Source organism: Vreelandella titanicae (assembly GCF_014697095.1).
In the GTDB taxonomy this organism is placed as follows: Bacteria; Pseudomonadota; Gammaproteobacteria; order Pseudomonadales; family Halomonadaceae; genus Vreelandella; species Vreelandella titanicae.
In genome coordinates, this window is sequence record NZ_CP059082.1 from 175,020 (window position 1) to 196,294 (window position 21,275).

The window sequence follows — 21,275 nt, forward strand, 5'->3', positions numbered from 1 at the left end:
AACATACGACTTTAGAAGAAAGGAGCCCGCCCGTGGTGGAGCTGAGAAGCGAAGAAGAACAGCTAGACGCCGTCAAGCGCTGGTGGAAAGAGAACGGCATGTCGTTGATTGCAGGCGCTGTCCTGGCGGCGGCCGGGGTGTTCGGCTGGAATGCCTGGCAGAACTATCAGCAAGGCCAGGCTGAAGCGGCCTCCATGCGCTATCAGCAGTTAGTCAATATGACCGCTGGCAACGAGCTTGACGAGGAGCAACTAGCAAGCGCGCGGGAAATGGTTAGCGAACTGACCGACGAGCATGGCGATACGCTCTACGCCGAACTCGCCCTGCTGCTCGACGCCCGCTTGGCTGTTCAGCAAGGCGACTTGGAAGCAGCACGCACCGCACTGGAAAGCGCAGCCGATTCCTCGCGCCGCTATGTGCAAAGCTTGGCGTGGCTACGTTTAGCCCGTATCGAGCTTGCCGACGGTAACCCTAAACAGGCGCATGCGCTGTTAGACGAGCCGATTAGTGATGCGCTAGCGGCCCAAAAAGCTAACGTGCGCGGCGATGCGTTCGCCGCCCAAGGCGACACCGAGGCGGCCCGCGATGCCTGGGAAACCGCTCTAGAAGTGTCTCAAACCAAAGACCAGCCGCTTTACGGCGTGCAGTTCAAGCTTGACGATCTCGGCGCTGAGGAGGCGACACAATGACTTTTGGTATCCCAACGAAACAGCTAGTACGCGCAAGCTTAGGCGCGCTGTCGCTGGCACTGCTGGTCGGTTGCGCGAGTAAAGGCGAGCCTGCCTATACCCCCAAAGAGCTGCGTAGTTTCGACGAGACCTCCTCGCTGGAAACTCAGTGGCGGCGCAACGTGGGCGATGGCCTGGGCCATGCCCGTTACCCCATCGCGCCTTCCCGTGAAGGCGACACCGTGTTTGCGGCCGATGTCGAAGGCGTGGTGATGGCGATGGATGCCAACAGCGGCGACGTCGAGTGGGAAATCGACCTTGATACCCCTATTTCCAGCGCGCTAACGGCAATTGCCGGTCAGGTTTATCTGGCCACCGGTAACGGCGAAGTGATCACGCTGGATCAACGTGACGGCAGCGAAGAATGGCGCTCGCGGGTATCCAGCGAAGTGCTTGCCGCGCCCCAGGCCAACCAGCAACTGCTGGTCGTGCAAAGTGTCGATGGCCGTGTGACTGCCTTGAATCGCGCCACTGGTGAAGAGCGCTGGGTATACACCAGTTCGCAGCCGTCACTCACCCTGCGCGGTACCGGTACACCGATGGTCATTGATCCAGTCAGCTTTGTTGGCCTGGCCAATGGCCGCCTGGCCACGCTGGATAACCGCAGCGGCCAGCCGCTATGGGAAATGCAGATTGCCACCCCCCAAGGGCGTAGTGAAGTGGAACGCCTGGTCGATCTTTCCGGCCAGCCGATCATCAGCCCCGATGGCCGCCTGTTCGTGACCAGCTATAACGGCCGCGTGGTGGCGCTGGAAGCAACTCAAGGCGACGTACTTTGGGAAGCGGATCTCTCCAGTCGCCATACCCCGATTCTGGTCGGCGACTTCCTGTTTGTGGTCACCGATGACAGCCAAGTCGTCGCCCTCGACGCTAACAACGGCCGCGAAATTTGGCGCAACGACGATTTAGAAGATCGTTGGTTGACCGCCCCCGCCTTCGCCGATGGCCGTTTAGTGTTCGGCGATTTTGAAGGTTATGTTCACCTGATCGACGCTCGCGAAGGCGATATCGTGGGTCGCACTCGCGTGCACAGCTCGGGCATCAGCGTACGCCCGGTCACTGAAGGCAGCACCATTCATGTCCAGGCCAACAATGGTCGCCTGGAAACCCTGGAAGTAACTCCATGACACCCGTCATTGCTTTAGTCGGTCGCCCCAATGTGGGCAAATCGACGCTGTTTAACCGCCTAACGCGCTCGCGTGATGCACTGGTGGCCGACTTTCCTGGCCTCACCCGCGACCGTAAGTACGGCAATGGCATGCTGGGCGATAAGGTCTATACCGTGATTGATACCGGCGGTATCAGCGGTGACGAAGAAGGCATCGATGCCGCTATGGCAGAGCAGTCACTCGCCGCCATTGATGAAGCCGATATCGTGCTGTTTATGGTCGACGCTCGCGCCGGCCTTATCGCCGCTGACCAGGCGATTGCCAACCACCTGCGGGTTAACCAGAAAAAAACCTGGCTGGTGGTGAATAAAACCGATGGGTTAGAAGAGCATTCGGCAATGGGCGACTTCTGGTCGCTCGGCCTAGGCGACCCCTGGCCAATTGCTGCCGCCCACGGGCGCAACGTTTCCACCCTGATCGATGTGGTGCTCGAACCGTTTCCGGAGCGCGATGCCAGCATTCCTGCCGACACCGGCAGTAAAGGCGTTCGCATCGGCGTGATTGGCCGCCCGAACGTGGGCAAATCGACTCTGGTCAATCGCCTGCTGGGCGAAGATCGGGTCGTCGTGTTTGATGAGGCGGGCACTACCCGCGATGCTATCGAGATTCCTTTTGAGCGCCGCGGCAAGCCCTATGTGCTGATTGATACCGCGGGTATTCGGCGGCGCAAGAACGTGCGCGAAATCGCCGAGAAATTCTCCATCATCAAGACGCTGGATGCGATCAAAGAGTCCCATGTGGTGATCATGGTACTGGATGGCTCCAGCGGTCTGGTGGAGCAGGATTTGCACCTGCTCGACTACGTGTTGACCACCGGTCGTGCCCTGGTGCTTGCAGTCAACAAGTGGGACGGCCTGGAGACCGAAGCCAAGGACAAAATGCGCACTGAAGTGAAGCGCCGCCTGGGCTTTGCGGATTATGCCGAGCTGCACTTCATCTCTGCTCTACACGGCACGGCAGTGGGGGATCTCTACCCCTCGATTGATCGCGCCTTTGACGCCGCTAACGCCCACTGGTCGACCAACCGCCTCACTACCCTGCTACAGGACGCGGTAAGCCAAAACCCACCGCCGATGGTGCACGGTCGACGCATTAAACTGCGGATGGCTCACCAGGGTGGCAGCAACCCGCCGATTATCGTCGTCCACGGCAACCAAACCGAGGCGTTGCCAGAAGCCTATCGTCGCTATTTGACCAACACCTTCCGCAAGGTGCTCAAGGTACGCGGCACGCCAATTCGCTTTGAGTTCCGCTCGGGCAGTAACCCGTTCGATGACATGGCGGGCGCCAGCGACAAAGAGAAAGCTAAAAAGCGCGAGCTTAATCGCACCAAAGAGGCGCGTAAAAGCCGTCGTTAAACGCCTTATTAGCTGCCTTTTGAATTCGCCCGCTTGTATCATCAAGCGGGCGTTTTGGTTCTAGCCTTAAATAGGCGCTTGAACACGTAAATTCTGTTGACAGAAAATGACTTCAGCCCTCAAATAGCCGCGCTTATTAGCCCGAAGCTAACAAGCTTGCATCAGCACTTTACACTTAGCGTCGTTACCCCACTGCTTACGTCCTACTTAAGGGAACTCTTATCTTATGCTTTATATTGCTCGCTACTGGCGCTGGCTGACCTTGTTTGGCGTTGCCAGCCTACTCACGGGTTGTCTCGCCCTGCCCCAAACCGGTTTGTTTGCGTTTCGTTTGGCGGTGACCTCTCTGGGGGTTGAGGATGTTCGCATTGGCCCTTACAGCATTAATGCGGGGCTAGACACCAGCGATTTAACCAACCTGATTGCGTCTAGCCTTGGTGCCGGTAGCCTGCCCGTTCAGGCCACCATTGCCATGGGGCTGGGCTTACCTGCGGGCATGCCACCGGTGGAGATGTCAGGCTTTCGCTGGGCGCTGGATATGCCGGGCGTTGATCCTGTGGAAGGTAACTATGAACAGGACGTCACGCTGACCTCTGGCGATGATGCTAATTTACGCCTACCGGTTGCCTTTGATGTACTCGCCACCGACACCCAACGCCTGGCCCCCATGCTGGAGCTTGCCAGCCAGTTGGCGTCTCAAGGCGAGCTACCGCCTGGCAGTCAACTGGCCATCACGCCTGGGGATCTGCGCGGGTTGGGTATGAAACTACCGTCAGGATTATTAACGCCGACAATTCGCTTAAACGTAGGTGCCGATGGGCAGCTAGTACCCCAGCGCTAAGGGTTTATGTCTAGGAGCTTGCAGCCAATCGTCTGCGGCCTAGCCTTGGTTCAGAGGGGACTCAATTCAGCATCCATACTCAACCACTAGGTGGGTTATGATGGGGGATTGATTTACTGCTATCAGCGGTTATCTTGTGTGCAAGAAACTCTTTCGTCTATAAGGAAACCGACTCATGCGCTGGCTTCGCCCTCTCGCTGTTACCGCACTATGTGCGTCTATCGCCGCTTGTACCACCTCGCCCACCGGACGCTCGCAACTGCTGTTGCTCTCTGATAGCGAATTGAATGAGATGGGGCGCCAAGCGTTCACTCAATATCAGCAGGAGCTGCCCACGGCGGGCCAGGCCAGCCACCGCTATGTGCAGTGTATTGCCGATGCCATCGTGGCGGAACTCCCCGCCGAACAGCGGCAGCTAGACTGGCAAATTCGCGTATTTGAGTCCGAACAGCCCAACGCGTTCGCGCTTCCCGGCGGCTATATGGGCGTGAATACCGGCATGCTGGATATTGCCACGACCCAGGATCAGCTTGCTTCCGTTATCGGTCACGAAATTGGTCACGTACTGGCCAACCATGCCAATGAGCGCGCCTCCACCGAGAGCGCCACCTCATTAGGCCTGTCGGTGATTTCCAGCACCTCTGGCATGCAGTCTGCCGGTGGCCAGCAACTCATGGGCGTGCTCGGCATGGGCGCACAGTACGGCATCGTACTTCCCTTCTCCCGGGCCCATGAGAGTGAGGCCGATGTGATTGGTTTGGATCTCATGGCTCAAGCCGGTTTCAATCCCCGTGAGAGCGTGACCCTTTGGGAAAATATGCAGGCGGCCACAGGTGGCGGTGCGCCCCCCGAGTGGATGTCGACTCACCCTGGCCAAGGCCAGCGCATTCAAGGGCTGCAGGGTAATATGGATCAAGCACTTGCCTTGTACGAGCAGGCTCGCAGCAATGGTCGTACACCCAACTGCCCGCGTCCTTAACGGATCTTGAGGTTTAAATGATTAAGCTGGGATTACTGCTACTGGTACTGCCGCTGTTTGTGCTGATGGGCGTGTATTTCTGGGAGCTAAACGACATACGCGCGTGCCAGCTTGATGGCGGCCATTGGGACTATATCGAGAGTGCCTGTAGAGACACCCCGCAACCGTTTGTCTCCTGGCTGGAGCGTTCGCCGCTGTTAGTCAATGGCGGCATGCTGCTCTCGGTAGTGGGGCTGGCGATGTGCACGGTGGGCTTGTACGTCAAACGCACTAAGTGAAACGTTATTAGTGGCATCAATAAAAAGTGGGGGCGGATATATTATCCGCCCCCACTTTTTTAGCTATGTTGTTGATCAATGAAGATTGATACTAGCGAGGAAAAAGACCTCATTTAAAACTCTTTAAAAATGCGGGTTATAGTTCTGGAGCATCCTCCATCACCCATTGACGGTCTTTCTCAAGCATAAAGCCAATATCTACTAGCTCATCTATAGCGTCACCTAAGGATTCTTGGTATGACTCAGGGCTTGAGTATCGGCTTGATACTGACTTTCTACCATCATTACTACTCGCAAAAGGGATAAAGCTGCCGGATAAGTTACACAATTGGCCTTCTGCGTACCCTTGATCGCGCAAATTCCAGCCTAAATAAGTACCTAGAGGCACAGCCACATAGGGTTGGCGAATGCCTCCCAAGGCAATGCCATCTTCATCCACTTCTGGCACCTTCACCGAATATTGTTCACCCTCTTCAGGTGGCACCACAGTATGGTTTCTGGCATACAGCTCGTTGACAGGCGGCTTAGGCACTTCTCCCTGTAAGGGCGGCAAATTCAACTCCTCATTCGCCACAAGCCCATCACCCTTCAAACCTGGATAACGGCTTGCTGGCGGGGCTATATCATTTACGACCCAAGACTCCATCGCACTCACAAGCGCACGCATGCTAGGCGCCACACTAATTGGATTACTCGGATATTTACATACTTCACTAGCCGAAGCCGATCCTCCCCAAGCATTAAAATGCGGCGCCCCAGCGAAAAAATATAATCGCACATCATCAGGCATAGTCAGGGGGTCTCCAGTGGGGGATGTAGAAACCAATGACGCACGAGCCTGCCAAAATTCTGCCGACGTGTCGGTGTGCATAAGTTTCGGACACGTATTGTTTTCACGACAGACGGCCAAAATACTGTCGCTCTGCCCCGTCAACGGATCTAGCATCTCGACATAACTGAAGGGGAACTGATCTCCTACCGAATCATGATCTTCATGCTGTCGAGAGAAGCGACCAGGCTGAGCAAAAGGGTAGTTGGTGAACGTCTTCCGTGATCCCGCAATATGCGCCATGGCGCCATCAAATACTCGGTTGCCCTGACTATCAGCATTGTATCCTTGATATATCAAGTCGCGCAGGAAGCGTCCTGACTGAGAAATCCCCATTGCCACGGTATGCTCAATATCGTTCAGTGGTGTTTCAACATCATGTCCTTGCGCACCTCTCAGAAAGGCGACCAAGTCGCTCGTCGCGAGCATCCCTAACCCGGCGGGCACTGCATCCTTAGCGGTATAAATAAACTCGTATATAGCGCCGCCATCCATACTAGTGGGCCGCTGAATCTCTATACGATTTTCATCCAAATAACGAAACGACAAACCCTCCACCATTTGACGAGGCGCATCAGGCGTAGGCCTAACGGTTAGAGAGGCATGTTCGGGGTTTAGGTCTGCAGCAGGGTATGTAAGGGACGCAACACTTACCGACTCATGGTTATCGAAAACGAACTCCTCACGAGATTCACCCGTTACCCCCTCAATAACCGGCAAATCAATCTCGATCAAACTATCGCTCAAACCGGTCTGCCAGCCACTCCATACCATGGTGTGGCCCTGGCGCATTAAAAAACCATCACCTGGCTCATCGACTGCAAAGTCGCCCGAGATACTCGTTAGATTAAGTAACGGAAAACTCAAGTTGCGGCCACGGTTAGGGACTTCGTAGAAAAGCACTCCTGAGGTTTGCTCAGTAGGTCGTAGAATCACCACTTCCGTACTAAAGGCCACTTCACCTTGATCATTAACAGGCGCTTTTTCTAAATCGGCAATGTTACTGGCTCTAGCACTCGTAGGATCAATAGCAAAGCTTGCCACGGCCTCAATTCTCTCGTAAGCACCAGACTCTCCAAAGCGTTCACCGTCGTAATCAACGACCGTGTTGCCGATTTCAAACCCAGTGACTCTGGCTTGAATATCAGGTGATAACCCCATTCCCCCAGCCACCGCCAATGTCATTAATGCTATGTGTGGAAGATGCTTCATGACAACTCCTAAGTATTATTTTTATGTACCCATAATCATAAGCGTCAGCTATATAAATAGCTAACAACTCATTTTGGCGTTGGCTCCTAAGACAGAGAACCATCGCCACTACGCTCTTTTTGAAAGCTCTTATTGCAGGCTAGTTTTACCGCCAATCACGCTGTTTTGATGTCTTACCAATTCCGGGGTTGAATTGATTAGTGGGGTCGAGTTGCCGATAGAAATCACGTAGCGCTGGCTTGGCGTGATACAGATGTCCCACATTGTGCTCGGCTGGATATTCGGCCCCCCTGGCATCGAGCAGCGCACAAATCTCCTGCTCCAAGGCGTGACAATCCTCGCCTTTTTTCACCAGATACTCCTGATGCAGAACATGGCACAGAAAGTGCCCTACATAGAACTTGCGCTCGATCCGCGCCTCGATCTCGGGCGGCAAGGTCTCGAACCAGTCGAGGGCATCCCTCGGCAGCGCCACGTCAAGTGCCACGATATCTTCGACCGTTCGCGGATGAACGGCTCGGTAGCGCACCACGGCGCCCCCTGAGGCGAAGCGATTGAGGAACGCGGCGCTGCCCTCCTCATCGGTGCACTCGAAGAACTCACCGTGCTCGGCTGGGTAACGCTCCGCCAGATAGGCGCGCATTTCCTCGATACACTCTTCCCCTGTGCGCAGCATCAGATGGTGTATGTAGCGGTCACGGTAATCGAGCAAGCGTCGTGGCAGATGTTCGGGGAACAGCCGGGATGCAGCCTGAAGCAGCCGGTCAGACAGATGGCGGCCCAGGTGCAGCGACTCGGTGACACCATCGAACCAGCTTTTCGCGGCAAAGGCTTTCGGTACATTCAGGGTGCCGAACCGGCGGATAAACAGAAACACATCCTTGCCGTAGACATGCGCCATGTCGAAGGCGTCCTTATGCATGTATTCGCCCGCGATGGGCAGATGCTGGAACTGGCCGAGCAGGTCTCGTCTGATCTGCTGCAACTGTGCGGGATCATTGGTGCCTATATAGAAGACGCGCTCGTTGGACGCGGCGGGGAACGTGTCCATGCGCACGGCAAACACGGCCAGCTTCCCCGCAGAGCCGGACACTTCATAATGGCGGCGCGGGTCGGCGTTGAAGCGCGCTGGCGTCGACGCTGAGATATCGCGCACATGCGCTTTGTACTCTCGATCGGATGCCCAGGAGGTCTCGCTCATCTGGATATCGCTTTGTGAGTAATGGCCACTGTCCAACCGCGTCAGCACCTCTTCTGTCGAACTCCCCAGTTCAATACCCAGGTGATTCACCAGCACCAGCTTGCGCTCCGGGGTCACCTGAGCGAATAGAGATAGCTGCGTATACGCTGGCCCACGCTGTACCAGCGAGCCGCCCGAGTTGTTGCAAATACCGCCGGTCACCGACGCGCCAATGCAACTCGAACCAATCACGGAGTGTGGCTCACGGCCAATAGGACGCAGCGCACGCTCCAGCCTATCCAGCGTTGCCCCGGGAAAGCAAATAGCCTGACGACCCTCGTCGATCAGATCGACCCGGTCAATCCGCAGGGTATTGACGATGACGATGGGCCGATCATAGCCCGTCCCGAAAGGGGTGGAACCGCCGGTCAGCCCGGTATTGGCGGCCTGCATGATGATCGCGACATCGGCGTCCACGCAGGCTTGCAAAACTTGCCACTGCTCCCAGAGCGTGCCCGGCTCGACGGCGGCCATCACCTCCCCGTCGCCGTAACGGTACCCTTTACGGAAGCGATGGGTGGCGCGGGTGCCGACATGTACATAGCGCTTGCCCGTGACACTTTGGAGCTGAGCAATAAGCGAACTGACCATCTATAAATACCCATCAATGTTCATGGTGAGCAGAGAGCGCTACCCCTATGCCGGGAGAGCGCACTCCGAATGCTTTAGCTGCCTTGTTAACGCGCCATCGTGCCAGGTAGGAACAGCGAGAGCTGAGGGACAAAGGTGATGATCATCAGGCAGACGATGATGACGCCCAGGAAAACCAGCAACGGTCTCAGCATATGCGTGACCGAACAGCCGGCAATCTGCGCGGCAGCAAACAGGTTGACGCCCAGCGGAGGTGTAATCATCCCCAGCGCAAGGTTCACCACCATGACGGTGCCAAAGTGCACCGGCTCGATACCCACGCGCAGTGCGGCATCCTGAAGGATCGGTGCGAGCACTACAATGCTGGCGCCTGTCTCGATGAACATGCCCACCACGAACAGCATAAAGTTGATGGCCAGCATCAGCGAGGTTGGGCCATCGAAGGTGCTAGTCAACCAGAGCGCCACGGCATCGGGCACCCCCTGACGATTCAACAAGTAGCCCATCAAACTGGCGGCACCGATGATGAACATGATCACCGCGGAGGTGACCACCGATTTACGAAACGCCAACGCAACGTCTTTGAGCGTCATTTCACGATGCAGGAAAAGCCCTACCACCAGCGCATAGACCACGGCAATGACGCTGGCCTCGGTGGGCGTGGTCACACCGCCATAAATACCGCCCATAATAAGAACGGGCATCACCAGCGACCAGACCGCTCGCCGGATCGCGTCGAGGCGAGAGAGCCTTCCATCGCCATCGCGCTTTCCCCACCCCTTGATCCGGCACCAGATGAAGATGGTGGCCATCAGGCTACCGGCAATCAATACCCCTGGCAGCACCCCCGCGAGAAACAGATCCGGAATGGAGGTCTGCGTGGCGACACCGTACAGAATCATGGGAATCGAAGGCGGGAGAATCACGCCAAGCTCCGCCGATACGGCCATCAGGGCGGCCGCGAAGCCAATGGGATAGCCGTAATCGCGCATGGCAGGAATGAGGATGGCCCCTACGGCAAAGGTAGTGGCGACACTCGACCCGGAAATGGCTGAAAACATCATGCAGGTCAGTACACAGGTGATAGCCAGCCCCCCCTGCAGTTGGCCGGTAAAGGCGCGTGCAAACTCGACCAGCCTGCGCGACAGCCCACCTACTTCCATCAAATTGCCCGCAAGAATAAAGAACGGAATGGCGGCCAACGGGAATTTATCCAGCGCGATAAAGATCTGCTGCGGCACCACGAGCAGCGGCAGGCTGGTAAAGCCCACCAATCCGACCATCGAGGCCAAACCGATGGCAATCGCGATAGGCACCGATATCGCGAACAGAATCAGCATGGAGGTGATCAGCGCACTGGTCATGGTGCCTCTCCTCTACCTGTTTCGATAAAGTGAACAATGCTACCCAGCATGGCTAACACCGCCCCCACCGGGAGGGCGGCGTATCCCCAACTCATCGAGATATCCAACCCCGCCATCTGCTGAAAACGCACGCGGGACACCACCTCCCAGCCAAACCAGAAGAGCGTGGCAAACAGCGTCAGGCAGGACAGTAGCGTGACCAGCTCGATCGACCGTCGCACTCGGCCCGAGGTCAGTACCTTGGCTAAATCGATGGCTACGAATGCCCCCCGCCGCAACGCCACCGAACAGCCCAGCAGTACCATCCAGACCAGAGCTAAGCGGGTCAGAGCTTCGGACCAGACCGACGGGGCTTGGAAGACGAATCGGCCCAGCACCTGCCAGAAGCTGGCTCCTACCGCAATCGCCAAGGCGCAGGAGGCGGCTAACGCCACCCCCATTGCAATGCCTCGATCGATGCGCTGGATCGTGGCGATGCCCCTGCTCATTCGGCGCTCCAGTCTCGGATGGCTTGCAGTCTCTCGGCGCCGAACTCGGCTTCGAAATCGGCGTAGGCACTGGCCATGGCATCGCGATACGCCTGGATGTCATCGATCTCCACGATATCGATACCGCGGTCGCGTAGCGTCTCGATGCCGACTAACTCATCCTTTTCCACCCGTTTACGGTTCGCGGCTGCCGCAAACGCCCCGGACGTTTTGAGGGCCGCTTGTTGCTGCTCGTCAAGCCCCGCAACGAAATCGGGATTACAGGCAAAAATGCCGGGGGAGTAAACGTGACGCGTCAGATAGAGATGCTGCTGCATCATATCGAGGTTGTTCGCCAGAATGACCGGAATCGGATTCTCCTGGCCATCCACCGTGCCCTGCTGCAGGGCGGGCGGAAGCTCAGAGAACGCCATCGGGGTAGGCAACACGCCAGCCGCCTGCCAAGCCGCGATGTGGATAGGGTTCTCCATGGTGCGGATCTTCATACCCACCAGGTCGTCCGGCGACACGATGCTTTTGGAACCCGTCGTCAGGTTGCGAAAGCCGTTTTCCATCCAGGCCACCCCTTCGAGGCCATAGCGAGGGAAAAGCGCCAGCAGCTCTTGGCCGATTTCGCCATCCAGCACCCCGCGCGCGTGGTCGTAGCCATCGAACATAAACGGCACGTCCAACACGCGGGTTTCCGGTACAAAGTTGCCCAGCGGGCCCGCTGATACGATGGCGCACTCCTGCGTTCCGAACTGGACGCTCTCCAGCGCCTCGCGCTCATTGTCCAAACGCTGGATGACGACGTCGATGGCACCCTCGGTTTGCGCTTCGAGGCTCTGCTCGAACGCGATGGCCGCCTCACCGAAGTGGCTGTCGGCGGGTGACGAGTGGGTGACGGTCAACACGGTTTGCCCCAATGCCGTTGATACACCCCAGCTCATGGAGAGCGCTAGCGTTCCCACTATCGCGGCGATTTTGTCGTATCTAAAGTAAGTCATATGATTAGCTCCTAAATTATTTTTAGTATTGATGCGTGCTACCGCTTGAACAGCGAAGGTTTTTAACGTTGGCGTTTTGGATTTCATTTTTATGGCACCTGTGTTGTTTTATTGTGGTGATGTGTTGCGCGTGAACCGGCGTGCTAACCGAGTGAGTCCCGGCTGAGTTGCCCGTTGACCAAGCGCATCAGCCCTAACGGATTGGCGTTTTGGAGGGCACTCGGCAGGAAGGCATCGGGGTAGTTCTGGAAGCAGACGGGGCGTAGATAGCGGTCGATCGCCAGCGTGCCGACTGAGGTTCCGCGGGCATCCGAGGTCGCCGGGTAAGGCCCGCCATGAACCATCGCATCACACACCTCGACGCCCGTAGGGTAGCCATTGAGCAGCAGGCGCCCGGCGCGATGCTCTAACTGCGTCATCATCTCCGTGTGGGCCGAGAGATCTTCCGGCTCGGCGTGCAGGGTGACGGTCAACTGCCCCTGCATGACGTCGAAATAGCGCGCCAGCGTCTCGCTCTCCGGCACCGTCACGACGATGGTGGTCGGCCCAAAGACTTCGTCCTCCAGCGGACGATCCGACCTGAAGAGAGAGTCGGGCGTCGCGCGGAACAGGTGTGCTCGCGCTTTGCCCGGCACAGCGCCGCCCCCGACTAGCTGGGTGACCCCGGGCAGTTCGGCGAGCCGCGCAACGCCTTGTTGGTAGTGTTCCAGGGTCTGGCGGTTGAGCATCACCTGCTCATCGGCACTCGCCAGGGCGTCGCCCAACGCGGCAATAAACTGCTCCGTTTCCGGGGAGTCCACCGCCAACACCAGCCCCGGGTTGGTGCAGAACTGGCCGCACCCCAGGGTGACCGACGCCGCTAGATCGGTAGCAATGCGCACGCCTCTTTCCCGCAGCGCCGCCGGCATCAGCCAAACGGGGTTGATGCTCGACATCTCGGCAAACACAGGAATGGGCTCCGGACGTTGCGCGGCCAGATCGCAAAGCGCCCGCCCGCCCGACAGCGAGCCGGTAAAGCCCACCGCCTTGATACCCGACGCCTGTACCAGGTCTTTACCGACCCCACTGCCATAGATCATGTTGAACACGCCCACAGGCATGGCGGCGTTGCGTGCCGCTCGCTCGATGGCCTGTGCGACCCATTCGGCGGTCATCACGTGGCTGGAGTGGGCTTTGACCACGACCGGGCAGCCAGCGGCCAGTGCTGACGCGGTATCGCCCCCCGCCACGGAAAACGCCAGCGGAAAGTTGCTGGCCCCGAAGACCGCCACCGGCCCAAGGCCCATCTTGACCTGGCGCAGATCAGGGCGCGGCAGAGGGGAGCGCTCAGGCAAAGCCAGATCGATGCGCGCCCCTAAAAAGTCGCCTCGGCGCAACACCTCGGCAAACAGCCGTAACTGCCCGCTGGTACGCCACCGCTCACCGTTGATGCGGGCGGCGGGTAGCGCCGTCTCACGCACGACGTCATTGATGAAGTCATCGCCCAGTGCGTCGAGCTCGTCGGCAATCGCTTCCAGAAACTGTGCACGCGCTTCTGGCGCGAGCTGGCGAAAAGCTGGATAAGCCGCAGAGGCGGCCGCTACCGCCTGCTCGACCTCTTCCACCGTCGCCTGAAAGTAGGCCAGATCATGGTGGCTACCATCCGCGGCGGCGACGCTGGCGAGCAAGGCCTGGCCCTGGCCGCTGCGCTCGCCGCCGATGAACTGCTGGCCGGTCAACGTGGTACTCATACATTGCTCTCCCGATGGTTCAGAGGAATCGCTCGCCAAGACTTACAGCGAACATTCGAGAAGTTGGCGGTAGTCGTTGGCGCTGGCATCGATGGGGTTGGTCTTGTGGCTATGATCCGCCAGCGCCCCCTTGATGATGTCGTCGAACATGGCCGAGGTAATACCGAGCTCGCCCAAGCCCGTGGGGAGATTCAGACGCTGCGTTAGCGCCTGCATGGCATCCGCCACGTCTTGGCCCGCTGGCAGGTTCATCGCTTGGGCCATCCGGGCCAGTTTGTCGTCCTTGACCATCGTGTCGGCCTGGGCGTTGAAGCGGATCACTGCGGGCAGCAGAATGGCGTTCAGGGTGCCGTGGTGCAGCGACGGATTGAGCCCACCCAGCGAGTGACTCAGGCTGTGCACGCAGCCAAGCCCTTTTTGAAAGGCCAGCGCGCCCTGCATGGAGGCACTCATCATGTTCGTGCGTGCCTCACGGTTACTCGGCTCGTTGACCGCGGTTTCGATATGCGCCCAGGCGCGCCGCAAGCCATCCAGGGCAATGCCATCTGCCGGAGGATTGAACGAGGGTGCCATGAAGGTTTCCATGCAGTGCGCGATGGCATCGATGCCCGTTGCTGCGGTCATGCGGGCGGGCAAGCCAAGCGTCAGCTCGGGATCGCAGATCGCCAGTTTGGGGACGACGTGGGGCGACAGCACGCCCACCTTGCGGCCATCGTCGAGAATCAAAATGGCTCCACGGCCGACTTCGCTGCCGGTACCCGCCGTTGTCGGGATGGCAATCACTGGGGCGGTTGCCGAGGTAATCCGTGACATGCCGCCTTCGATGACGGCGAACTGGCGCAGCGGCCCAGGGTGCGCCACGCTCACCGCCACGCCCTTGGCGAGATCGATGGGCGAGCCACCGCCCAGTGCGATCACACCATCGCACTGCTGGGACTGGTAAAACGCCACCGCCTCGCGTACCGCGCCCTCATTCGGGTTGGGCGGCGTACGGGTAAAGACAGCAGCGGGGTGATCCAGGACACGCTGTATCCGCTCCAGCAGTCCCGCCTGTTGAATCCCTTCATCTGTTACAATCAGCGGGCGATGGATACCCAGGCGGGTGCATTCGTCTTGCAATAGATCGACGCTGCCGTCGCCAAACTGTACTTGGGTCACGTAGTTGATGAGTGCCATAGCGTGTTGTCGTCTTTGTTAATTATTCGGAAATAGAGAGTGACTTGCTGCATTGACTATATTCGCGCGGCCCAACGCTGGATAATGACAACCTCTGATAGCGGCATAACAAAAATTCATGTCTACACTGACGTCCATCATTTCCCGCCTGCGCATGCGCCACTTACGCCTGCTGATTGCCTTGCATGAACATGGCACGGTGCAAAAAGCGGCCGAGTCCGTGGCGCTGACCCAGCCAGGGGCCACCAAAGCACTCAATGAAATCGAAGCCATGCTGGGCGTACAGCTGTTTCAGCGTACGCATAAGGGGCTGGAAACGACGGACATGGGGCTCTGTGCGGTGCGCTATGCACGCCTGATCAACACGGATCTGGCCCACTTCCATGAAGAGTTGGAAAGCATGCAGCAAGGCCGTGGTGGCCGACTGGCGGTGGGATTGATCATGGGGGCTGTGCCACTGATTTCGGCGGCGTTGTCGCGGGTTCGCAGCCTGCAGCCGGCGATATCCATAGAGGTGGTCGAAGATACCAGCGCGCGCCTGCTCAACTTACTTGACCGTGGTCGACTCGATGCCGCCATTTGCCGGTCGCGAGTGAATCAAAGGCCGCATCTGTACACCAGTCTGGACATCCACGAGGAGGAGTTGGCGGTCATTTGCCATCCTGACAATCCGCTCACTCGCCATTCAGCGCTGACACTCGCCGACTTATCTGACACCTCGTGGATTGTGTATCCCGCCAATATGCCGATGCGGCTATTGCTGGAACGCGAGTTTCACGAGGCCAAGATCCCGTTTCCGCTCTACCCTATCGAAACAGCATCCGCTTTCACGAGCATCTCAATGCTTGGCCATGACCGCGAATCAGTCGCACTCATGTCCGTCGATGCCTCAAAACCTTTTGTTGATGCGGGCATGGTGTATCGGCTACCTATCCAACTGCACTCGCGTAGCGAACCCTACGAATTAGTCACCCGAAAAGGGGCTAGCTTATCGCCAGCCACTCAGTTGTTCATGAGGGAAGTCGCTTTAGTTGGCAATCTACATGCAGATGTGGAGGCATATATTGAGTCCCTTTGAGTGCCTCTCTAACGTCTTTCATCATTAAAAGGCGTCAAACTCCAGCGACTGACGTAGCATTTCGCGTACCGATGCCGTCTCTGGGCGCACATTACGCCACAGAAAAAACGACTCGGCGGCCTGCTCGACCAGCATGCCTAAGCCGTCAAGCAACTTCGCGCCATGCGGGCCTGCCCACTGTAAAAATACCGTCGGCTCGGCCCCGTACATCATGTCGTAGGCCCAGGCATTGGTATTGAACAACGTATCAGGCAACGGCGGTAAATCGCCTGATAGGCTGGCACTGGTGCCGTTAATCACCACATCAAAAGTGCCATTAACGGTATCAAAACCACCGCCGTGGATAGGCCCTAGATCAGCAAAATCGCTGGCCAGCTGCTCGGCCTTGGCGGCGGTGCGGTTGACCACGACGATTTCACTGGGCTGCTCGGCAAGCAGGGGCTCCAGAATGCCGCGCACGGCGCCGCCTGCGCCTACCACCAAAATGCGCTTTTCTGCTAACGCCACACGGTGATAGGCCAAATCGCGCACTAGGCCAATGCCATCGGTAGTATCGCCGTAGGTACGGCCATTACCACCCAGAATCAGAGTATTCACCGCCCCTGCACGACGGGCGCGGTGGCTCAAGGTGTCGCACAGCGCAAAAGCATCGCCCTTGAACGGCACGGTAACGTTGGCGCCACGCCCGCCCGCGTCGATAAACGCCCGCCACGCACCTGCAAAACCATCCACCGGTGCTTCTTCAGCGGTGTACTCAAGGGCCTGCTGGGCTTGATGGGCAAACTCAGCGTGGATCTGCGGGGATTTGGAGTGTTTGACCGGGTTGCCAAACACGCAGTAGCGATCGGTCATGAGAGCTCTCCGCTTTTTCCTTGACCTGCATCCTCAGCGAATTCACCGAGCCAGTCGCGGGGGTATAAGAAATCCTGCAAACGCGCTTCGGGACTGCCGGGCTCTGGCTCAAAGGCGTACTCCCAGCGCGCCATTGGCGGCATTGACATCAAAATTGACTCCGTGCGCCCGCCGCTCTGCAAGCCAAATAGCGTGCCGCGATCCCACACCAGGTTGAACTCCACGTAGCGGCCACGGCGGTAAAGCTGGAAGTCGCGCTCCCGCTCGCCCCAGGCGTCATTTTTACGGCGCTCAACGATGGGCAAATAAGCCGCTAAGAAACTGTCGCCCACCGCGCGCTGAACGGCAAAACAATCGGCAAACTCACCTTCGTTCAGGTCATCGAAAAACAGCCCACCGACGCCGCGGGTTTCATCGCGGTGCTTAAGGTAAAAGTACTCGTCGCACCAGGCCTTATAGCGCGCATAAACATCATCGCCAAAGGGGTCGCAGGCGGCTTTTGCCACCCGGTGCCAGTGCACCACGTCTTCCATCACGGGATAAAACGGCGTTAAGTCAAAACCGCCGCCAAACCACCACACCGGCGGCTCGCCGGCTTTCTCGGCAATAAAGAAGCGCACGTTGCCATGGCTGGTAGGCACATGGGGGTTTTCCGGGTGCAGCACCCAGGAAACGCCCACCGCGTGGAAGCTGCGACCAGCCAGTTCAGGGCGCGCGGCGGTGGCCGAAGGCGGCAGCTGGGTGCCATAGACATGGGAGAAGTTGACGCCGCCTTTTTCAAATACGCCGCCATGGGTCATCACCCGTGATCGACCACCACCGCCCTCGGCACGCTCCCAGCTATCTTCTTGGAACTGGGCAGCGCCATCGGCTTTTGCCAATCCAGCGCAGAGCCGATCCTGCAGATCAAGAAGGTAGCGTTTAACGTCATCAAGGTGCTCGTGGGCCACGGTAACTCCTGGGGGCATTGGTGAGTCGTAATGGGTGAGTCGTAATGGGTGAGTGGTGAATAGTTGGAGAGCCGGTTTAAGAACGCATGATTTTACCGGTGGCTAGGTCTCTAATAGTGCTGGGTTTGGCATTGCCACCCAGCTCGCCTTGCACTATATAGGCCACTTCATCAGCAAAGATGTCAGTAATCTCGGCGGCGCTCATCGCGGGCGGTTCCCCCGAACGGTTGGCCGAGGTTGATACCAACGGACCACCGAAAGCTTCGCACAGGGCTTTCATCACCGGGTGGTCGGTCACCCGCAGCGCTACGCGCTCGTGGGCGCCACGCACCAGCCCATGGCTGCGGCCATAATCAGGCACTAGCCAGGTATTGGGCCCCGGCCAGCTTGCCGCAAGAGGAGCATGCATCGCGAGGGGAAGCTGGCTCAACCAGGGGTGGAACTGGCCAATATTGGCAGCAACAAGGATGACGCCCTTGGCAGGGTCGCGCTCTTTCATGCGCATTAGATGGGCTAAGGCTGCGTCGTTTTCGGGGTCACAGCTGAGCCCCCAAACCGCTTCAGTGGGACAGGCAATCACTCCCCCACTACGCAGCGCGCTAATCGCAGGGGCTAGATCGGTCGCCAAACTCATGCTCTCTCCTCACGGCTAACAGGCCTTTAATGACTTTATCCTATCATGACCGCGGCAACCGCACCCAGCCTCCCGCCTGCTGTGCAACCCAGCCTTCTAACTCCAGCATCAGTAGGCGCTGCTGGCAGTCGCTGACCGTCACGCCAGTGGCGTGCACCAAGAGATCAATAGGCGTCGGCGTGGCCGATAATGACGCTAATAAGGAATCGGGCAAGCTATTGTCAGACAAGCTATCAGGTAGCGGTTCTGGCTCAGATGGCTGTTCTTCCGTCTCAGGCGGGATAAACGCCTCCGCCCAGTGGCCAAGATCAGCGATGATATCGTCGACGCTACAGGCCAGATGCGCACTGCCTTGACGCAGTAGTGTCAAGCAGCCGCGGGCCTGTACATTGTGTAGCGAACCGGGCAGCACAAACAGTTCGCGATTTTGCTCTAGAGTAAGCCGTGCACTGACCAGCGAACCGCTTTTTTCGGTGGCTTCGACCACTAGGGTACCGAGCGAGAGGCCGGTAACGATTCGGTTGCGCCGCGGGAAAAACGCCGGGCGGGCCAGCGTACCTGGCGGATGTTCTGACACCACCAGGCCACCGGGTAGAGAGCTAAGCTGCTCGTGAAGATCACGGTGAGAGGCGGGATAGATCACATCTACGCCGCAGCCGAGTACAGCGATCGTGCGCCCACCGGCATTTAGCGCTGCGCGCTGGGCAACACCGTCAACTCCCAAGGCCATACCGCTGACCACGCACCAGCCGCGGCGGGCTAGATCGCGAGCGAAGGTTTGGGCGTTATGGGTACCTTCGCCGGTGGGGCGACGAGTGCCTACCATGGCAAGTTTGGGGCCCTCCAGGGCGCTAAGATCCCCCTGGGCCCAGAGCACCACAGGCGGGTCGGGCAATTCATTTAACAGCGCAGGCCAAGCGGGGTGATCTCGATGCAGTACATGGCGACTTGGGCCGCTTCGCTGCCACGCCAGGGTTTCATCAACCACATTTTGCAACGGGCTGCGCGTGGGATGTTCAAGCCACAGGCGCAACTCGCTGGCAGCACGGCTCGGCAGTGCTGCCAGCCAGCCTTCTGGCCACTGCGGCTGACGGGCTAATAATTGCGCGATACGCAGCGCCCCCATACCCGGCAACGCATTGACCACCAGCCACGCCTGGGCGTCCATACTTCCTCCTTTTAAACGTCTTTGTGTGCCGCCTGTTAGTTCGTCGCTGACCCAACCCCATCGCCCACTTCCAGTATCCGGGACGCCTGCATCACCAAGGCATAGCTGACGCGATCATAGGGCTTGAAGACCATCACACTGCCCGCCTCTGTGCTGGGCAGTTGCACCAGCTCCTGGGTACGTGGATCGTTGATCAGCTCACCCTGCTGATTGACTCGCAGCACATGCCCCGCCTGCAAACCATCCAGGGTGCCAAGATCCAGCGCAACGATCTGAAAACGGCCAATAAAACGCACGCCACCTGGCACGGCAATAACATGACCCTCAACCGCATTGGGCGGCGCGCGGGGCATAAACTCACGGCTCAGCTCGCGCTCCTCCAAGGGCAACACAATATCGTTAACCCGCACTTCCTGATGGGAGCTAACGACTTCAAGCTGCGCAATATCGCCTTCACTGCTGACGTGGCGAGCGATGCCAACGTTGATCAGCTCTAAGCCCAGCGGCGTGCCATCCATTGCCAGGTAGGGCTCCGACTGCCGATAGATACCCACCTGACCATGGTGTGGCACAACGCCACGCACGTATAACCTATCTCCCGCACCACTGATCAAGCGGCGATCATCTCCCGCCACTACGTAAGCCAGTTCCTGCAACGCCTCGGTATCATCGACGACGCGGTGTTCGCGCAGAAAGGCTCGTGCTTCCTCCAAGGCGATGGGCTCGATCGCTTCACGATGGGGCAAGGTACGCACCTGAGGCGAGAGTGTAATCACTGTCTGATCACGCTCCCAAGCGGTGGCATCAATACTCACCAGCACCACTGCGCTCAGCAGCAAACCACTCAAAGCCCTCCGGTAGGCGTGTTGTTTTGCCGCCATCCAGTTCTCCCAAGAAAATGCATCACTCTTAGTTCCATGTCGAAGCGCTGCATAAGCGCAGTCATTCTGTTGCTGCTGAAACCCAGTGCGTATCGGGCGCCCATGCCCAGAAACGTTGACAGCATGATATAGTGACCCATCATAAAGTACCTAGGTTAGAAGACGCTCGTCACTACCTAGCTTGACTTAATTTAGACTCAGCATAACGGTGATTGTAACGCCATGGCCAAACTTCCTATTCTTGAATTCCCCGATGAGCGCCTGCGCACCAAGGCCGCTCCGGTGGAAACCGTCGACGATGAGGTACGCCAGCTCGTCGACGATATGCTGGAGACCATGTATGACGCCCGTGGTATCGGTCTAGCCGCGACCCAGATCGATGTCCATCGCCGTATTGTCGTCATGGATGTCAGCGACGATAACTCCCAGCCGCTGGTGCTCATCAACCCGCGCTATACACCCATTGGCGACGAGAAAGAGCCACTATCGGAAGGCTGCCTGTCGATTCCCGAGCACTACGCCGAAGTGCCGCGCTATCTTAAGGTGCAGCTCAACGCGCTGGATCGTAATGGCGAGGCCTATGAGTTAGAGGCAGAGGGTCTGCTGGCACACTGTATTCAGCACGAGTACGACCACCTTGAGGGTGTGCTGTTTGTTGACTACTTGTCGCCGCTAAAGCGCGACCGTATCCGCAAAAAAATGCAGAAACGCCACAAGCAGATGCAGGACGCCTAACACTTCTC

20 protein-coding genes are annotated in these 21,275 nt (G+C 58.1%); 8 read left to right on the forward strand and 12 right to left on the reverse strand.

Annotated features, from left to right (window positions below):
• The first annotated feature begins 32 nt into the window (after positions 1-32).
• The 6 genes from HZS52_RS00810 (at position 33) to HZS52_RS00835 (ending at position 5,353) form a co-directional block, all read left to right on the forward strand.
• Entirely contained in the window at positions 33-689 is a 657-nt protein-coding gene (locus tag HZS52_RS00810) for a YfgM family protein (RefSeq protein ID WP_027957429.1), read from the forward strand.
• Positions 686-1,855, forward strand: coding sequence for an outer membrane protein assembly factor BamB (gene bamB, locus HZS52_RS00815; protein ID WP_190373998.1), 1,170 nt, complete (start codon positions 686-688; stop codon positions 1,853-1,855). The genes HZS52_RS00810 and bamB overlap by 4 nt, the downstream gene beginning before the upstream one ends.
• Positions 1,852-3,255, forward strand: a complete 1,404-nt coding sequence (gene der, locus HZS52_RS00820) for a ribosome biogenesis GTPase Der (protein ID WP_022520083.1) — start codon at positions 1,852-1,854, stop codon at positions 3,253-3,255. Before bamB ends, der begins: the two co-directional genes overlap by 4 nt.
• 226 nt (positions 3,256-3,481) lie before the next feature.
• Entirely contained in the window at positions 3,482-4,096 is a 615-nt protein-coding gene (locus HZS52_RS00825; protein ID WP_190373999.1) for a hypothetical protein, read from the forward strand.
• A gap of 175 nt (positions 4,097-4,271) precedes the next feature.
• A complete protein-coding gene (locus HZS52_RS00830; protein WP_009288401.1) occupies positions 4,272-5,075 on the forward strand; it encodes a M48 family metallopeptidase in 804 nt (267 codons plus the stop codon).
• A 17-nt stretch (positions 5,076-5,092) separates the two neighbouring features.
• Entirely contained in the window at positions 5,093-5,353 is a 261-nt protein-coding gene (locus tag HZS52_RS00835) for a hypothetical protein (protein WP_022520084.1), read from the forward strand.
• 136 nt (positions 5,354-5,489) lie between these two features.
• Here HZS52_RS00835 and HZS52_RS00840 read toward each other — a convergent pair whose 3' ends face one another.
• The 7 genes from HZS52_RS00840 to HZS52_RS00870 all read right to left on the reverse strand — a co-directional run bounded on the left by HZS52_RS00840 (position 5,490) and on the right by HZS52_RS00870 (position 14,969).
• On the reverse strand, positions 5,490-7,394 hold the full coding sequence (locus HZS52_RS00840) for an alpha/beta hydrolase domain-containing protein (RefSeq protein WP_190374000.1): 1,905 nt from the start codon (positions 7,392-7,394) through the stop codon (positions 5,490-5,492).
• 145 nt (positions 7,395-7,539) lie between these two features.
• Positions 7,540-9,225: a D-lactate dehydrogenase gene (dld, locus tag HZS52_RS00845; protein WP_009288399.1), complete on the reverse strand. Its 1,686-nt coding sequence runs from the start codon at positions 9,223-9,225 to the stop codon at positions 7,540-7,542.
• 86 nt (positions 9,226-9,311) lie between these two features.
• Positions 9,312-10,589 carry a TRAP transporter large permease gene (locus HZS52_RS00850; protein WP_022520087.1) on the reverse strand — a complete coding sequence of 426 codons (1,278 nt, stop codon included), beginning with the start codon at positions 10,587-10,589 and terminating at the stop codon, positions 9,312-9,314.
• On the reverse strand, positions 10,586-11,077 hold the full coding sequence (locus HZS52_RS00855) for a TRAP transporter small permease (RefSeq protein WP_190374001.1): 492 nt from the start codon (positions 11,075-11,077) through the stop codon (positions 10,586-10,588). The genes HZS52_RS00850 and HZS52_RS00855 overlap by 4 nt, the downstream gene beginning before the upstream one ends.
• Entirely contained in the window at positions 11,074-12,063 is a 990-nt protein-coding gene (gene dctP / locus HZS52_RS00860) for a TRAP transporter substrate-binding protein DctP (protein WP_039860559.1), read from the reverse strand. The genes HZS52_RS00855 and dctP overlap by 4 nt, the downstream gene beginning before the upstream one ends.
• Before the next feature lie 143 nt (positions 12,064-12,206).
• The gene (locus HZS52_RS00865; protein WP_190374002.1) at positions 12,207-13,793 is read right to left on the reverse strand and encodes an aldehyde dehydrogenase (NADP(+)); all 1,587 of its coding nucleotides are present in this window, start codon (positions 13,791-13,793) and stop codon (positions 12,207-12,209) included.
• A gap of 42 nt (positions 13,794-13,835) precedes the next feature.
• A complete protein-coding gene (locus HZS52_RS00870; protein WP_190374003.1) occupies positions 13,836-14,969 on the reverse strand; it encodes an iron-containing alcohol dehydrogenase in 1,134 nt (377 codons plus the stop codon).
• Between the two features lie 118 nt (positions 14,970-15,087).
• On the opposite strand from HZS52_RS00870, the gene HZS52_RS00875 reads away from it, so the two are divergent.
• Entirely contained in the window at positions 15,088-16,047 is a 960-nt protein-coding gene (locus HZS52_RS00875; RefSeq protein ID WP_009288395.1) for a LysR family transcriptional regulator, read from the forward strand.
• 24 nt (positions 16,048-16,071) lie between these two features.
• On the opposite strand, the gene aroE is transcribed toward HZS52_RS00875, so the two are convergent.
• The 5 genes from aroE to HZS52_RS00900 all read right to left on the reverse strand — a co-directional run bounded on the left by aroE (position 16,072) and on the right by HZS52_RS00900 (position 20,532).
• Positions 16,072-16,899: a shikimate dehydrogenase gene (aroE, locus tag HZS52_RS00880; RefSeq protein ID WP_022520091.1), complete on the reverse strand. Its 828-nt coding sequence runs from the start codon at positions 16,897-16,899 to the stop codon at positions 16,072-16,074.
• Positions 16,896-17,849 (reverse strand): oxygen-dependent coproporphyrinogen oxidase, encoded by a 954-nt coding sequence (hemF, locus tag HZS52_RS00885; protein WP_138800464.1) that lies wholly within the window; start codon positions 17,847-17,849, stop codon positions 16,896-16,898. Before hemF ends, aroE begins: the two co-directional genes overlap by 4 nt.
• A 76-nt stretch (positions 17,850-17,925) precedes the next feature.
• Positions 17,926-18,483: an L-threonylcarbamoyladenylate synthase type 1 TsaC gene (gene tsaC / locus HZS52_RS00890; protein WP_022520093.1), complete on the reverse strand. Its 558-nt coding sequence runs from the start codon at positions 18,481-18,483 to the stop codon at positions 17,926-17,928.
• Between the two features lie 43 nt (positions 18,484-18,526).
• Positions 18,527-19,651: a DNA-processing protein DprA gene (gene dprA / locus HZS52_RS00895; RefSeq protein ID WP_190374004.1), complete on the reverse strand. Its 1,125-nt coding sequence runs from the start codon at positions 19,649-19,651 to the stop codon at positions 18,527-18,529.
• Between the two features lie 35 nt (positions 19,652-19,686).
• Positions 19,687-20,532, reverse strand: a complete 846-nt coding sequence (locus HZS52_RS00900; RefSeq protein WP_159176037.1) for a peptidoglycan-binding protein — start codon at positions 20,530-20,532, stop codon at positions 19,687-19,689.
• A gap of 222 nt (positions 20,533-20,754) precedes the next feature.
• On the opposite strand from HZS52_RS00900, the gene def reads away from it, so the two are divergent.
• Positions 20,755-21,267 (forward strand): peptide deformylase, encoded by a 513-nt coding sequence (gene def, locus HZS52_RS00905; protein WP_022520096.1) that lies wholly within the window; start codon positions 20,755-20,757, stop codon positions 21,265-21,267.
• Positions 21,268-21,275 lie beyond the last annotated feature (8 nt).

Coding starts and splice junctions, on each gene's coding strand:
- bamB (WP_190373998.1), top strand. CDS start 686: ATGACTTTTGGTATCCCAACGAAACAGCTAGTACGCGCAAGCTTAGGC.
- der (WP_022520083.1), top strand. CDS start 1,852: ATGACACCCGTCATTGCTTTAGTCGGTCGCCCCAATGTGGGCAAATCG.
- HZS52_RS00825 (WP_190373999.1), top strand. CDS start 3,482: ATGCTTTATATTGCTCGCTACTGGCGCTGGCTGACCTTGTTTGGCGTT.
- HZS52_RS00830 (WP_009288401.1), top strand. CDS start 4,272: ATGCGCTGGCTTCGCCCTCTCGCTGTTACCGCACTATGTGCGTCTATC.
- HZS52_RS00835 (WP_022520084.1), top strand. CDS start 5,093: ATGATTAAGCTGGGATTACTGCTACTGGTACTGCCGCTGTTTGTGCTG.
- HZS52_RS00840 (WP_190374000.1), bottom strand. CDS start 7,394: ATGAAGCATCTTCCACACATAGCATTAATGACATTGGCGGTGGCTGGG.
- dld (WP_009288399.1), bottom strand. CDS start 9,225: ATGGTCAGTTCGCTTATTGCTCAGCTCCAAAGTGTCACGGGCAAGCGC.
- HZS52_RS00850 (WP_022520087.1), bottom strand. CDS start 10,589: ATGACCAGTGCGCTGATCACCTCCATGCTGATTCTGTTCGCGATATCG.
- HZS52_RS00855 (WP_190374001.1), bottom strand. CDS start 11,077: ATGAGCAGGGGCATCGCCACGATCCAGCGCATCGATCGAGGCATTGCA.
- dctP (WP_039860559.1), bottom strand. CDS start 12,063: ATGACTTACTTTAGATACGACAAAATCGCCGCGATAGTGGGAACGCTA.
- HZS52_RS00865 (WP_190374002.1), bottom strand. CDS start 13,793: ATGAGTACCACGTTGACCGGCCAGCAGTTCATCGGCGGCGAGCGCAGC.
- HZS52_RS00870 (WP_190374003.1), bottom strand. CDS start 14,969: ATGGCACTCATCAACTACGTGACCCAAGTACAGTTTGGCGACGGCAGC.
- HZS52_RS00875 (WP_009288395.1), top strand. CDS start 15,088: ATGTCTACACTGACGTCCATCATTTCCCGCCTGCGCATGCGCCACTTA.
- aroE (WP_022520091.1), bottom strand. CDS start 16,899: ATGACCGATCGCTACTGCGTGTTTGGCAACCCGGTCAAACACTCCAAA.
- tsaC (WP_022520093.1), bottom strand. CDS start 18,483: ATGAGTTTGGCGACCGATCTAGCCCCTGCGATTAGCGCGCTGCGTAGT.
- dprA (WP_190374004.1), bottom strand. CDS start 19,651: ATGGACGCCCAGGCGTGGCTGGTGGTCAATGCGTTGCCGGGTATGGGG.
- HZS52_RS00900 (WP_159176037.1), bottom strand. CDS start 20,532: ATGGCGGCAAAACAACACGCCTACCGGAGGGCTTTGAGTGGTTTGCTG.
- def (WP_022520096.1), top strand. CDS start 20,755: ATGGCCAAACTTCCTATTCTTGAATTCCCCGATGAGCGCCTGCGCACC.